This is a genomic window from Agarivorans sp. Z349TD_8 (genome assembly GCF_050870825.2).
Classification (GTDB): Bacteria; Pseudomonadota; Gammaproteobacteria; order Enterobacterales; family Celerinatantimonadaceae; genus Agarivorans.
On the sequence record NZ_CP194037.2, the window covers coordinates 4,652,069 to 4,665,418 of the forward strand.

Sequence of the window (13,350 nt, forward strand, 5' to 3'; positions counted from 1 at the left end):
GCAAGTATATTCAAATGGTAATAATAATTGATATCATGTGAGCAACACTGTCCAATCAAACCCCGTCGCGCTCACAACAAGGAGTTAAGTCGTTGAAAACCATCTCCGATATTGCGGAAATAGCCGGCGTATCGAAATCTACCGTTTCCCGGGTATTAAACAAACGACCAGGCGTTAATGCTGTGGTGAGGGCCAAAGTACAAGCTTTAATCGACGAAACCAATTTCACCGCCAATATCGCCGCCAAAAACTTAAAGGCCCGCAACTCTGATACGATTGGCGTGATCGTCCCCTTGCTTACCTCTAAGTCAGTCGCCGCGATGGTACAAGGTTTGAGCGAGGTGATTGAAACAGAAGGTATGCAAACCCTGTTAATGAATGCGGGCATGCAGATAGAGAAAACCAATAACCATATCAAAACCCTGAATTCAAAGGGGGTCGACGGTATTATTGTATTCATGGCTGGCTACAATCAGGAGTTACTCTCTACCCTAAAACAATCTGCGGCGCCGGTGGTGATCGTTGGCCAGGATCTTTCTTTACATGGTCTCACCAGTGTATTTTTCGATGATTATCGCAGCGGATTTATTGCTGGCAGTCAATTACTCAAACTAGGCTGTAAACAGTTAATGTTTGTTGGCGTGCCTCAGAGTGATGTGGCGGTGGGTCGACAGCGTTTACGAGGATTTGTCGATGCGCTCGATCTTGCAGATGTTGATTGCCGCTATCAAACCGATTGTGATTTTAACCTGGAGTCTGGTTACCAACAGGCCAAACTGGCACTCAGCACTGGATATCGACCCGATGGTGTGTTTGCAGTGACCGACCGCCTCGCTGCAGGTAGTATTAGAGCCTTACGCGAACAGGGCTTACTCATCGGTCAAGATGTGGCAGTAATTGGTGTCGGCGATGACGAGCTATGTACTGTCTTAGAGCCACCCTTGGCATCCCTGCATTATGACTACCAGCTGGTGGGCCAAGAAGCGGCCTCGGTATTAATCAAGCAATTGCGAGAGAAGCCCTTAGCTGATGTAGCTTTTTCCTACCAAGGGCTTTTTACTGAAAGAGAATCCTACGCATTAAAAAAGCAGCCAAAGAAGCAGGCTGCTAAAAGCGAGTAAAACTTGAGGTAACGGCGACTCATCACCGCTCCCCTTATTATTCTGCTACCAATCTCAATCGATAAAAACCAATGCTCTTGGTATCAAATTACCTCATTGCATCGCCACCAAGGTAGGGAATTGTTTACCTTAATCGTGGCGGCACAATGAGGTAGGCCTCACAGGAAAAACCAAAAACTGACGGCGGGCGTTGCCGCCATCCTCAATTAAGCATCTGCTTTTTCAGTCGTGCTAAAGTAAGAACCCGCAAAGGCCACACCAAAGGCTAAGGCAAAGCCAATCATATAGTGAACCACAGAGCCCGTCTGAACAATTGCAATTCCTGGAATACCAGTTAAACCAACCGCAGTCATACCCACTTTAGCAAATACCACATAAGCACCACCCACCGCACCACCGGCTAAGCCAGCGAAAAATGGGGTCATGTAGCGTAAGTTAATCCCAAAGATTGCCGCTTCGGTAATCCCAAACAAAGCCGATACACCCGATGGCATCGCCAAAGCCTTGGTTTTAATATTCTTAAATTTCAGACCAATTGCTAAACAAGCTGCGCCTTGGGCAACATTCGCCATCGACCAGATAGGAAGTAAGAAGTTAACCCCGATGTTAGGGTCACCCAGTAAACCCGCTTCAATGGCATGGAAACTGTGGTGAATACCGGTAATCACAATGGCTGAATAAGTACCACCAAATAGTAAACCAGCTAAAATACCCACATTTTCATACAAGTAGAGTAGTAGAGTTGAGATCCCATCACCCAGCATCCGTCCGCCGGGGCCAATCGCGACCAAAGAAACAAAACCAGTGACCACTAAGATAATAAACGGACTCAAAATCACATCTAAGGAGTTAGGCACCCATTGGCGAACTCGTTTTTCTACTTTACACATGAACCAAGTCGCAATCAGCATCGGGAAAACCGTTCCCTGGTAGCCAACTAAACCCACTTCCATGCCGAATAGTTCGGTCGATTGAAAACCGCTGGCAACTGTCCAAGCATTAGTTAAAGCGGGGTGGGTTAATACGCCACCAAGCGTCGCCCCCAGGATCGGCGTTCCGCCAAAAGTTTTGGCCGCCACAAAACCAATCAAAATCGGCAGAATAATGAATGCTGAACTGGATACCATGTCTAAGATTAAGTACCAGATACTGTCGGTGGCAATCATTTCATTGGTACGTAAGAAGCCAAGTAGCCCCATGCATAAACCACTGGCCACAATCGCCGGAATGATCGGTACGAATACATTGGATAAAGTACGCGCTAAAGCTTGGAAAGGGTTCTGCTTAGCACCCTGCGCGGCAACTTCAGCAGTTGACGCTTCACTAATGCCTGCCAATTCAGCCAAGGCACTAAAGACTCGGTTTACGATACCAGAGCCAATAATAATTTGGTATTGGCCACTGTTGGTGAACACACCTTTGACCAGATCGAGCTCTTTGATTGCAGCGGTATCTGCAAGCTCGGTATCATTGAGAACTAATCGTAGGCGAGTTGCACAATGCGCCGCACTTGCGATATTTGATTTGCCGCCAATCAGCTCTAAAATCTTCTTGGCTGTATCTTGTTCAGACATTTTGGATCCCTCTATTCCACTTCGTCATAAAACGGTTCCTCGCATTCAACATAGCGCATGGAACCGTTTGCAGTTTAGTTCAAATTAAAACAAGTATTTAAAGCGTACTCGGCCACCGAAGTTATTATCATCTTCAGTTGTTTTCGGATTATCGAGTTTACTTATATAAGCGCCAAGATAAATCGAGAACTCTGGGACAACCACGTTATCAAACTGATACGAGCTATAGATAGTGCTAACTTTTTTCTTATAAGCGGTAACGCCTGAATTGTCAGTACCTTTAAGAGTAACGTTTGACACATCGTTGATACCATGGATATAACCTAGACCGAACTTATGCCAAAGCACATTCGCACCATAGGTGGTATCCGTTTCATCTAAAGCATCCATTCTGGCAACATTTAAGTTCACCGCCAGACCATCTTGATTATAGCCAGCGGTTAAGCCATAACCGGTACGCTCGGATACATCGTTACCATTGGCATCTAGAGTTGAGTCGCTAACCAAGTTCGTTTCCAGGGCTGCGGCCACTTTAAAGGCGCCCTGCTGGTAGGCCACCACTGGACGAACGATAAAGACATTTTTATTGTTCTTCTTCGTTAACTCAACGCCATGGTATTTATTACTCTCGAAGAAACCACTGTTATCACCAAAGAGAGTCGAAACTTCTACATAAACGTTACCAAATGTCTGGTTGTACATCGCTTGGCCAGCACTGCCAGAACGACCGCGAGCTTCTAACATCCGGTAAATATATACGCCATCATCTTTGAATTGACCGTCAGCAGTATCACCCGAGTGATTCACAAATACATCTTGACCCAGAGGGTTCATGTCATAAGCTTCATAACGACCGAGACGTAGGGTCCAACTGTCATTCTTAGCAACTTCAAACCAAACATCATCGGTGCTCACGCCACCATCGGTGCCGTAGGTTGGTTGTGCTAAGGCGCGGATCATATAATCGCCTTGCTGACGCTCGCCCAAAAATGAAATCAAGAAACGACCGTCCTGATCCCAAGATTTATCATCAGAGGTAGTATTCACATCATTGTCGACATAGTTGACGTTGAATTCGACGTCACCACCGATAGTCAGCTTGCCTTGCTCACCTTCGATAGTCACCGCAGCCTGTGCTTGGCTGGCGGCTGCGAGTGCAGTTGTAATAGTAAGTGCAGCGAATTTATTCATGGTTATTCCTTCCATTTTTATATTCCGTAGTTGAACCATTATATTTTTCGGAGTTAAACCAAACTGAAATCGGTTCCATTTGGTTCGAAATAAGAATAGATGCAAAACCGATACATACAAGTAACAATCTCGCTATATGTGAGCAAAATCTAACAAAAATAGAGATTAATGGCCTATTTACGTGATTTCGATCACGTATAAAGCATAACAAACGTGGAACCGTTTGCGGTTTTACGCTCTTCATTCATAGAATGAATATTATCGAATCAGCATTATCAAATTACTTGGAGTAAGCATGCCAAAATCATGTGGATGGACGACGAAACAATTTACCGCAGATCCTTGGCGTCCTTACTACCATATCGCCGCCAAAACGGGCTTGATTAACGATCCCAATGGCTTTAGCTTCCATCAAGGACGCTTTCAACTGTTTTACCAATGGAACCCCTTTGGCTGCGAACATAAAAACAAACACTGGGGCCACTTCAGCAGCAGCGACCTGATACATTGGCAAGCACATCCAGCCGCTTTAGCCCCTACGGATTGGTTCGACAAAAATGGCTGCTATTCCGGCACAGCAGTGAGTGAGGGCGAGATCCTTAACCTTTATTACACTGGCAATGTCCGCCAAGGTGAGCAACGCCTCAGTTACCAATGTAAAGCGGTGCTGCATCCTGATGGGCATGTTGAAAAACTGGGGCCGATGAATATCGAAGCACTCAGAAATTACACTGGCCACGTCCGTGACCCGAAGTATTTATCTTGGCAAGATCAATCTTGGCTCATTCTGGGAGCTCAAACGCTGGGTCAACGGGGTGGAATCTGTCTACTACAGCAGCAACAAGAGCAATGGCTTGAACGTCGCTTCATCAGCCAAGAAATTAATCTCGGTCGCCCACAGCAAGCCTATATGTGGGAATGTCCTGATTTATTTGAGCTCGACCAACAATGGTTATTATTGGCCTGCCCGCAGGGCATCGAACTTGATCAAGCCGAATACACCACCACCAATCTGAGTGGTTACTTCACCGTTGACATGAGCGCTGGCCCGGCAGAACTGACCATCAACAGTGAATTTAATTTACTCGATCATGGTTTCGAATTTTATGCGCCGCAAACCCTGCAACATCAAGGCACCACCCTGTTAATCGGTTGGCTTGGGCTACCCGATGATGGTGAGCACCCAAGCGTTCGCCACAATTGGACACAAATGCTCGGCTTACCTCGTAGCCTAAGTTGGGAAAACGGCTGCTTACGGCAGCGCCCCATCCCAGCGTTCAAGGCGCTCGCCCAAGCTCAACAAGGCGACTCTTATGGCAGTGGAGAGCATCAACTTAAGGGTTTCAGCAGAAGCTGTATGCTAGACATTGAATTCACCGAGTGCAGCGCTTTTCAACTCAGTCTACCCAGTGCGGACGATAGTTTCAGCCTCCATTGGAGCAAAGGAACACTCGTGGTTGAGCGAGGCGAACTCGGTCCGCTCAACAGTGATACCAAGCGAACTTATCAAAGTCGTAATGGCAACTTAAGGCAGCTACAATTATTTATCGACAGCTCCAGCTTTGAACTATTTGTCAATGATGGCGAAGCCGTGTTATCGGGCCGACTATTTCCTCAGCAAGCCTGGCACACAGGGCAATTCAAGTTGGAAAGTGGGCAAGCCAAGCTTCAGCTGACTCAGCTGAGCAATAGCTGGATCGAGGAGGATCTAGATGCATAAAGTACAAGTATGGAATTTGGGCGATGCCGTTATCGACCTGCTCCCAGAAGACAATGGTCTACTCAAAATGTGCCCCGGTGGTGCGCCTGCCAATGTCGCTGTCGCCTTGGCACGCCTCGGCATCAATAGTGGTTTCATTGGCCGAGTGGGTAACGACCCCATGGGCAAGATGGTCAGCGCCACTCTGGCAGACGAAGGCGTTGATATCAGTAGTTTAAGCTTCGATCAACAGCAGCGAACCTCTACCGTATTAGTCTCTTTAGATGCCAGTGGAGAGCGTGAATTTACCTTTCTGGTACAACCCAGTGCCGATCAGTTTTTAAGCACTGAGCAGCTCCCCGCCTTCCAAACAGAACAATGGTTGCAATTAAGTTCCATCGCCCTTGCCGCAGCGCGCTGTCGCGAAACCGCCATCGAAGCGGCTAAACGCTGCCGCACTGCTGGTGGTTGGGTATTCTTCGACCTCAATTTACGACCTATGTTATGGTCTAGCCCCGAGCAAATGCGTCAGCAGATTGAAGCATTTTTACCCTTGTGCGATTTAGTTAAATTTTCCGAAGAAGAAGCATTATGGCTTAGCAATTGTGAACAAATTGAGCAAGCGGTCGAGTATTTACAAGCGCAACTTCAGGTTCCTTTTATCTTATCGCTAGGCGAATTAGGGAGTGAATTAGTCTATGCGGGGAAAATCCAGCGAGTCCTTGCCGAGCCCGTAGCCAAGGTGGTGGATACCACCGGCGCTGGTGATGCTTTTGTAGGAGGGGTCTTGGCTTACTTGAGCCAGTTTAGCCAATGGCAAGACCAAGCCTTATTACTCGAGGCCTTGGCCCGTGGTAATAAAAGTGGCGGTTTGGCGGTTGGCGAAAAAGGGGCGATGTCGGCCCTACCCTATATACATCGTTAATCACAACGCAACCCAGAGCGCGCCGAGAGCTCTGGGTTGTGGATTTCTAAATTATCCAAAGCCTTGAGCCAAGCTTGGCCGAATGTTTCCCTCCACTTTTTATCTCACTTTACTCACATCAGCGTCTCAACGTGGTCTTGAATGCCCAAGGAAATGGCAAACCGCTGTTATGAAATTTATTATTGCTAGCCACTTATCGACTATTTTGTTAAAAAACCTAAAAAATACCTTTTTAAAACGAGATTTAGCGCACGAAAAGCAAATTGCTGAAAATCGTCCGCATTTTTCGTAATTGAGTCATCCCAGAAGCAGACTAACAATGAACTTAGGATCGGAAGATTGGCACTGTGACGCTTTGGCAATGCAACCCATTGACTCGCTCAAGCCCAACGGACACTAATTCTTCGATAAATATGCTTTCTTAAGGAGTAATGCCATGGCTCAGTATTTTGATCAAATTGAAAAAATCACTTTCCAAGGACCAGAATCTAATGACCCTTTAGCCTTTCGTCACTATGACGCCAATCAGCTGATCTTAGGTAAGACCATGGCAGAACATCTGCGCTTTGGTGCCTGCTATTGGCACAATCTCTGCTGGGATGGCTCTGACATATTTGGTTCAGGTACCTTTGATCGCCCTTGGCAGCAAGCAGGCAACGCCTTAGAAATGGCCAAAGTGAAAGCCGACGTCGCCTTCGAACTATTTACAAAATTAACCATTCCTTACTATTCCTTCCATGACATCGACGTTGCGCCGCAAGGCAACTCGCTCAAAGAATATAGCGAGAACATGAAGGTGATGATGGACGTGCTTGCCGAGAAGCAACAACAAACGGGGATGAAGTTACTCTGGGGTACCGCCAACGTATTCTCTCATCCACGTTTCATGTCAGGCGCAGCTTCAAATCCCAATCCCGAAGTATTTGCCTATGCGGCGACCCAAGTATTTAGCGCGATGAACGCCACCAAAATGCTGGGCGGTGAAAACTATGTATTGTGGGGAGGTCGAGAAGGTTACGAAACCTTACTCAATACCGATTTACGCCAAGAGCGTGAGCAATTGGGTCGTTTCTTCCAAATGGTGGTAGAACATAAACACAAAATCGGCTTTAACGGCACCTTATTGATCGAGCCTAAACCTGCTGAACCCACCAAACATCAGTACGACTACGACACCGCCACTGTCTATGGCTTTCTCAAGCAATTTGGCTTAGAAAATGAAGTCAAAGTAAATATTGAAGTAAATCACGCAACTTTGGCGGGGCACTCCTTCCATCACGAAATCGCCACCGCGATCTCACTGGGCTTATTTGGTTCGATTGATGCGAACCGCGGTGACCCGCAACTGGGTTGGGATACCGACCAATTCCCCAATAGTGTGGAAGAATGGACACCGGTGATGCACGATATCTTAAAATCAGGAGGGTTCTCTACCGGAGGTTTGATGTTTGATACCAAATTGCGTCGTCAAAGCATCGCCAAGGCGGATTACTTCCACGGTCACATTGGAGCCATGGATACTTGCGCCCTCGCCCTGAAAAAAGCCGCCAGTTTACTGGAAAGCCAAGAACTCAACAAAATAGTGGCCGAACGTTACGCGGGTTGGAGTGGTGATCTTGGCAAAGCGATTATGACCGGAGACTACAGTCTTGAGTCCTTAGCCAAACAAGCGCTGAGTGACAACATCCAGCCAACTCATGTCTCGGGTCGCCAAGAACAATTGGAAAACATCATCAATAAACACATCTTCAGCAGATAAGGATAAAGTTTCAGCAAGCCATAAAACCGACGCTTGAGCGTCGGTTTTTGTAACTCAAACAGCCGTCGTGGATAACACCGTCAACCCAGACTCGCTATCATGATTTGCATCTGATTAAGACTCCAGCGATAGCGCTGCCCCATTCACAACTTGATATTCCATCGTCAAAGGATCAAGCCCCTCCAAACAACCAGCGTTTACCCGAGTCAATTCAGGCGCGCTTCGCGGACGATGGAAGGTATAAATACCACAATGTTTACAAAAATAATGCTTGGCCACATGACTGTTCCACTGATACAAGGTCAACGCATCCTGGCCAGTGAGTAGCTCAAAGCTATCATCTTCGGCGGTGACCATCATAATTCCCTTGCGCTGGCATAGGCTACAATTACAGCGCACCGCCGGCACTAGGCTGGACTTTAATGAAAATGTTACCGCGCCACAATGACAACTTCCCTGATGAACTTGACTCATTTGCACTCTCCTTGACGATTGATTCGACCTTGGGCCGATTTGCACTATCATTAATAATATTTATATCATTAATGGTGATTTATGAATGCCTCATTTAATAAGACCTTAAGCCTAAGTCTACTGTTATTCAATAGTGTTGAGCATGAGGTCTACGCCGCCCCGCCGCCGCCTTTGGTATTAGCCAGCGAATACCAGCAAGGCTTGCAACTCGAACGCTACTGGGTTTGTGAAAAATATGACGGCGTTCGGGCCTATTGGAACGGACAGCAATTACTGAGCCGCAGTGGCCGAACCATTTCCATCCCTCACGAGTTACAACAGCAACTCCCGGCCTTTGCACTAGATGGCGAACTATGGCTTGGTCGGGGCAAGTTTAGCGAATTGGTGGGCTTAATACATCGACAGCAGAGCAAGTTCGAGCAATGGCAAAAGGTACAGTTTATGGTCTTTGACCTTCCCCATCATCCGGGTAACTATCGAAGCCGCTATCAACAACTACAAGGCTTAGCCAAGCAGGCTAATTTTATTCGAATACCTGAATATCATAACTATCCCGGCCGAACTCAATTAGCGCAAGAGCTACAAAAAATCAGCGCCGAAGGCGGCGAAGGCTTAATGTTACGCGATCCAAACTCGTTTTATCTGGCGACCCGTAGTCACGCCTTAATCAAATATAAAGCTTACCAAGACGGAGAAGCCGAAGTTGTGGCTTATAGCGCTGGAAAAGGTAAGTATCAAGGTATGCTGGGTGCCTTAGTGGTACAAGATCGACAAGGACAACGATTCAAAATAGGCAGCGGCTTAACAGATCAGCTCCGAGTTTCACCACCGCCGCTTGGTAGTCTGATTGAATACCGCTACAACGGTTTGAGCAGTCATGGTAAGCCACGTTTCGCACGCTTTATACGGCTTCATCAAACGCTCTAACAGCTAAGTATTGGTATCACTAAGCTGACTGCGGGATCCCGAGCTCAAACCTGAGCAGTAAGGGCAAACGGCTCTAGTATCCCAACTTAAGCTCTAGCCAAAGAGTTTAAGGCAGCTGTTTATTTCGCTCAACATCCACCAGATAATCACCTTCCAGCCAATCCCTGCCGATCAGCAACTTATAGTCCATTTTGCTGCGATCGCGTAAGTTAACATCAACTGTTTTCTGTTGGCCCTGCCATTCAATGGCCAGCGCCACTTTATAACGGATCTCTAAGCCTTGAGAATTACGTACCGCCACCACATCGCTGATCCGTGCCTTGCCCTGATGCTGCTCACCCTGCTCATTAATGGTGGTGAATTCCAGATACTTACCAATGTTGGCACGCATTTTAGGTTTCACCAGCGATTTTTGCTCGGCTTCTGAGTAATCCGCTGGCAGAATATTATTACCATCGATAACCCGTATATGGTCGGCATGCAATGAGGTGCTGGCCGCGCCGGTATCAATCCGGGTTAAATAACGAAGATCAGCTTCCACGACACGAATATATTCTAAGGCTCCCACCGTTGCTTTCTCGGCCCAACAGCTGCTGGCGGAAGCCAGCGTAAACACCATCGCGAACAATATCTTCTTCAACACCTAACTTTCTCCAACTTGGTCGCAGGGGAGCTCTACCATCAGCCTTGTCTGATCACGACAGACTCAGCTTCCCCATAAATTTACTGTAGTTTAGCTGATGCTCGCTCAGGTCGAAACCTGCTGCCATTCGATAATCCTCAAATTCGTTTAACCGAGCACCCGATCCCAATCCTTCCATACCACTTGATAACCAGCTTTTTGCACCGCTGCGGCAACTACTTCAGGTCGGCGCTCATCGCTAATTTCAAACTGCTCCAGCGCTGTCTGACTAGTTTTAGCATAACCGCCCGGCTGGGTGCTGGAAAAGGCACTCATGGTGGTGATCCCCAGGGGAATCGCATGATTACGAAAATGTTCTGACTCACGAGTTGATAACGACAACTCCACATCGGGATTAAACAAACGATAGGCGCAAATCAACTGAACTAACTGCTTGTCCGTCATCACCGATACCGGCTGAAAACCGCCTTCACAGGGCCGCAAGCGCGGAAAGGAAATAGAAAACTTACTCTGCCAATAGCGACGCTCTAAATACTGCAAATGCGCAGCCGCGTAAAAACAATCGTTACGCCATTGATCCAGACCAATTAAAGCCCCTATACCAATCTTACGAACCCCGGCGGCACCGAGACGTTCAGGGGTAGCTAAACGATAATCAAAATCACGCTTCCGTCCCTTGGGATGCACCTCGGCATAACGCTGCCGATTATAAGTTTCTTGATAAACCATCACCGCATCTAAACCGAGTGGAATCAGCTCTCGGTAGTCCGCTTCATCCAAGGGTTGAACTTCCATCGACACATGTGAGAACCGCGCCTTAATTAAGGGCATCACTTGACGAAAGTAGGCCATGCCGACCTTGCGTTCCGACTCACCAGTCACTAACAAGATGTGGTCAAAACCAAGGGCTTTAATGGCATCTAATTCTGCATCGATTTGTGCCATATCTAAGGTGAGGCGACGGATCTTATTACCCATCGAGAAACCGCAATATTGACAAACATTACTGCACATATTGCTCAGATATAAAGGTATGTAAAACTGCTGTGTCTTACCAAAACGCTGCTGAGTTAAACGCATGCTGCGCTGGGCCATCGGTTCCAAATAGGCTTCGGCTGCGGGCGAAATGAGCGCCTGAAAATCGTCCAAATCTAACTTATCTTTGGCCAGTGCTCGCTCGACATCAACAGTGGTTTTACTGTAAATCGACAAATGTACTGCTGCGTGATCATAAGTCGCTAAGTGCTCGGCAAAACTCATTCGCTTGCCCTCCTATAAATTATCTAAAAACGCCGTTAAAGGACTCGATGCTTCCGCATGGCGTAATTCGCGACCTAAACCAGCAAGATAAGCATTGCGCCCCGCTTCAACGGCCATCGCAAAAGCTTGGGCCATCGCCACCGGATCTCTGGCCACGGCCATCGCGGTGTTGACCAATACCGCATCGGCGCCCAACTCCATCGCCAACGCCGCATCGGAGGGGGCTCCAATGCCCGCATCCACCACCACCGGCACGCTGGCTTGCTCAATAATAATTTCTAAGAAATCGCGACTGCGCAGGCCTTTATTAGTACCAATTGGAGCGCCCAGCGGCATCACCGCAGCACAACCCACATCTTCCAATCGTTTACACAACACCGGATCTGCATGCACATAAGGCAGCACCACAAAACCTTGTTGCACCAGGGTTTCGGCGGCGGCAAGCGTTTCGATAGGATCCGGCATGAGATATTTCGGATCGGGATGAATTTCCAGCTTCAACCAATTGGTTGCCAACGCCTCACGCGCCAGATGAGCAGCAAAAACTGCCTCCTCAGCGTTGCGTGCCCCAGAGGTATTGGGCAGCAGCTGCACCCCCGCTTTGAGTAAGGGAGCTAAAATATCATCCTGTTGATCGCTGGCATCAATCCGTTTCATCGCCATGGTCACCAGCTGACTAGCACTGGCTTGAATACTGGCAGTCATTAACTCCGCACTGGCAAATTTGCCGGTCCCGGTAAATAAACGACTGGTAAAACTCTTATCTGCAATCTGTAACACAGGAACTCCTTAATTTATCCACCGGCAATCGCCCGAAAAATTCGCACCTTCGTGCCATTCACCAGCTGGGTTACCGGCCAATGAGTTCGCGGCACAATCCGACCATCGACGACCACCGCAACCCCATTCAACGATTGCTGCTGTTGCTCTAGTAACTGAGTAATGTTCAAGGGCTCAACTAGCGCGGTACTCAAGCCATTCAACTCAATTGTTATGTACATTATTTTTCACCCTTCAGCGCATACCGGACAGGCCGGATCGGCCTGTATGCTTAAATGAAACCACTCGAGGCTGTGCGCATCGAAGCTGGAGAAGCGCCCAAGCTGAGCGGAAGCAAGGCCCACCAGCAACTTAATGGTTTCCAAGGCTTGCAGGCTACCGATGGTGCCCACCACTGGCCCAAGGACCCCGGCATTACTGCAATTAAGTTGCTGCTCACTGGCATTCGGAAATAAGCAGTGATAACAGCCCTGAGCTGAACGGCGAAAATCAAACACCATCAACTGCCCGTCAAAGGCGACTGCTGCACCACTCACCAAAGGCACTTTGGCTTTTACACAGGCCTGATTCACCGCATAACGGGTGCTGATGTTATCGCTGCAATCCAGCACCACATCGGCTTGCGCCACCTCCATCGCCAGTAACAAATCATCCATCTTGCGATTCACGGTTCGCACTTGGATCTGACTGTTAAGCTGCTGCAGGCGCTGTTTCGCGGCAGTGACTTTGGCACTGCCAATATCCGCTTCGGTGTATAGCACCTGGCGCTGTAAATTGCTGCTATCGAGCTGGTCAAAATCGGCTAAAACCAATTTCCCGACACCTGCCGCGGCTAAGTACATACTCGCCGGCGCGCCCAAGCCCCCCACCCCAATCAACAACACCTGAGCCTGCTTGAGCTTTAATTGCCCGACTTCCCCAAGCTCTTTGAGTAATAGGTGGCGACTATAGCGTTGGTATTCTTGGTCCGTTAATTGGTTGAAGTTCATGTTGACTC

At 48.0% G+C, this 13,350-nt stretch carries 13 protein-coding genes; 5 read left to right on the plus strand and 8 right to left on the minus strand.

Annotated elements, in window-relative coordinates:
- Window positions 1–92: 92 nt before the first annotated feature.
- On the plus strand, window positions 93–1,121 hold the full coding sequence (locus ACRRS1_RS21030) for a LacI family DNA-binding transcriptional regulator (protein ID WP_432455561.1): 1,029 nt from the start codon (window positions 93–95) through the stop codon (window positions 1,119–1,121).
- Between the two features lie 206 nt (window positions 1,122–1,327).
- Here the strand turns inward: ACRRS1_RS21030 and ACRRS1_RS21035 are convergent, their stop codons facing one another.
- Window positions 1,328–2,695, minus strand: a complete 1,368-nt coding sequence (locus ACRRS1_RS21035; protein ID WP_432455560.1) for a sucrose-specific PTS transporter subunit IIBC — start codon at window positions 2,693–2,695, stop codon at window positions 1,328–1,330.
- An 84-nt stretch (window positions 2,696–2,779) separates the two neighbouring features.
- Window positions 2,780–3,886 carry a carbohydrate porin gene (locus tag ACRRS1_RS21040; RefSeq protein WP_432455559.1) on the minus strand — a complete coding sequence of 369 codons (1,107 nt, stop codon included), beginning with the start codon at window positions 3,884–3,886 and terminating at the stop codon, window positions 2,780–2,782.
- Between the two features lie 295 nt (window positions 3,887–4,181).
- Between ACRRS1_RS21040 and ACRRS1_RS21045 the strand changes: the two genes are divergently transcribed.
- The 3 genes from ACRRS1_RS21045 (at window position 4,182) to xylA (ending at window position 8,269) form a co-directional block, all read left to right on the plus strand.
- Entirely contained in the window at window positions 4,182–5,606 is a 1,425-nt protein-coding gene (locus tag ACRRS1_RS21045; RefSeq protein ID WP_432455558.1) for a sucrose-6-phosphate hydrolase, read from the plus strand.
- Window positions 5,599–6,510 carry an aminoimidazole riboside kinase gene (locus ACRRS1_RS21050; RefSeq protein WP_432455557.1) on the plus strand — a complete coding sequence of 304 codons (912 nt, stop codon included), beginning with the start codon at window positions 5,599–5,601 and terminating at the stop codon, window positions 6,508–6,510. The genes ACRRS1_RS21045 and ACRRS1_RS21050 overlap by 8 nt, the downstream gene beginning before the upstream one ends.
- A gap of 436 nt (window positions 6,511–6,946) precedes the next feature.
- Window positions 6,947–8,269, plus strand: coding sequence for a xylose isomerase (gene xylA / locus ACRRS1_RS21055; RefSeq protein ID WP_432455556.1), 1,323 nt, complete (start codon window positions 6,947–6,949; stop codon window positions 8,267–8,269).
- 114 nt (window positions 8,270–8,383) lie between these two features.
- On the opposite strand, the gene ACRRS1_RS21060 is transcribed toward xylA, so the two are convergent.
- Window positions 8,384–8,743, minus strand: coding sequence for a GFA family protein (locus tag ACRRS1_RS21060; RefSeq protein ID WP_432455555.1), 360 nt, complete (start codon window positions 8,741–8,743; stop codon window positions 8,384–8,386).
- An 81-nt stretch (window positions 8,744–8,824) separates the two neighbouring features.
- Between ACRRS1_RS21060 and ACRRS1_RS21065 the strand changes: the two genes are divergently transcribed.
- Entirely contained in the window at window positions 8,825–9,670 is an 846-nt protein-coding gene (locus tag ACRRS1_RS21065) for a DNA ligase (RefSeq protein WP_432455554.1), read from the plus strand.
- A gap of 106 nt (window positions 9,671–9,776) precedes the next feature.
- On the opposite strand, the gene ACRRS1_RS21070 is transcribed toward ACRRS1_RS21065, so the two are convergent.
- From ACRRS1_RS21070 to ACRRS1_RS21090, 5 genes are all read right to left on the minus strand, one after another.
- Entirely contained in the window at window positions 9,777–10,313 is a 537-nt protein-coding gene (locus tag ACRRS1_RS21070) for an ATP-dependent zinc protease family protein (RefSeq protein ID WP_432455553.1), read from the minus strand.
- Between the two features lie 147 nt (window positions 10,314–10,460).
- Window positions 10,461–11,573, minus strand: coding sequence for a 2-iminoacetate synthase ThiH (gene thiH / locus ACRRS1_RS21075; RefSeq protein WP_432455552.1), 1,113 nt, complete (start codon window positions 11,571–11,573; stop codon window positions 10,461–10,463).
- 12 nt (window positions 11,574–11,585) lie between these two features.
- A complete protein-coding gene (locus ACRRS1_RS21080; protein WP_432455551.1) occupies window positions 11,586–12,353 on the minus strand; it encodes a thiazole synthase in 768 nt (255 codons plus the stop codon).
- A gap of 14 nt (window positions 12,354–12,367) precedes the next feature.
- Window positions 12,368–12,574 (minus strand): sulfur carrier protein ThiS, encoded by a 207-nt coding sequence (gene thiS, locus ACRRS1_RS21085; protein WP_432455550.1) that lies wholly within the window; start codon window positions 12,572–12,574, stop codon window positions 12,368–12,370.
- Between the two features lie 6 nt (window positions 12,575–12,580).
- Complete coding sequence (locus ACRRS1_RS21090) at window positions 12,581–13,342, minus strand: HesA/MoeB/ThiF family protein (RefSeq protein ID WP_432463984.1); 762 nt, start codon at window positions 13,340–13,342, stop codon at window positions 12,581–12,583.
- Window positions 13,343–13,350 lie beyond the last annotated feature (8 nt).

Excerpts from the sequence above, each read along its gene's own strand:
- ACRRS1_RS21035 (WP_432455560.1), bottom strand. The coding sequence starts at position 2,695 with ATGTCTGAACAAGATACAGCCAAGAAGATTTTAGAGCTGATTGGCGGC.
- ACRRS1_RS21040 (WP_432455559.1), bottom strand. The coding sequence starts at position 3,886 with ATGAATAAATTCGCTGCACTTACTATTACAACTGCACTCGCAGCCGCC.
- ACRRS1_RS21045 (WP_432455558.1), top strand. The coding sequence starts at position 4,182 with ATGCCAAAATCATGTGGATGGACGACGAAACAATTTACCGCAGATCCT.
- ACRRS1_RS21050 (WP_432455557.1), top strand. The coding sequence starts at position 5,599 with ATGCATAAAGTACAAGTATGGAATTTGGGCGATGCCGTTATCGACCTG.
- xylA (WP_432455556.1), top strand. The coding sequence starts at position 6,947 with ATGGCTCAGTATTTTGATCAAATTGAAAAAATCACTTTCCAAGGACCA.
- ACRRS1_RS21060 (WP_432455555.1), bottom strand. The coding sequence starts at position 8,743 with ATGAGTCAAGTTCATCAGGGAAGTTGTCATTGTGGCGCGGTAACATTT.
- ACRRS1_RS21065 (WP_432455554.1), top strand. The coding sequence starts at position 8,825 with ATGAATGCCTCATTTAATAAGACCTTAAGCCTAAGTCTACTGTTATTC.
- thiH (WP_432455552.1), bottom strand. The coding sequence starts at position 11,573 with ATGAGTTTTGCCGAGCACTTAGCGACTTATGATCACGCAGCAGTACAT.
- thiS (WP_432455550.1), bottom strand. The coding sequence starts at position 12,574 with ATGTACATAACAATTGAGTTGAATGGCTTGAGTACCGCGCTAGTTGAG.
- ACRRS1_RS21090 (WP_432463984.1), bottom strand. The coding sequence starts at position 13,342 with ATGAACTTCAACCAATTAACGGACCAAGAATACCAACGCTATAGTCGC.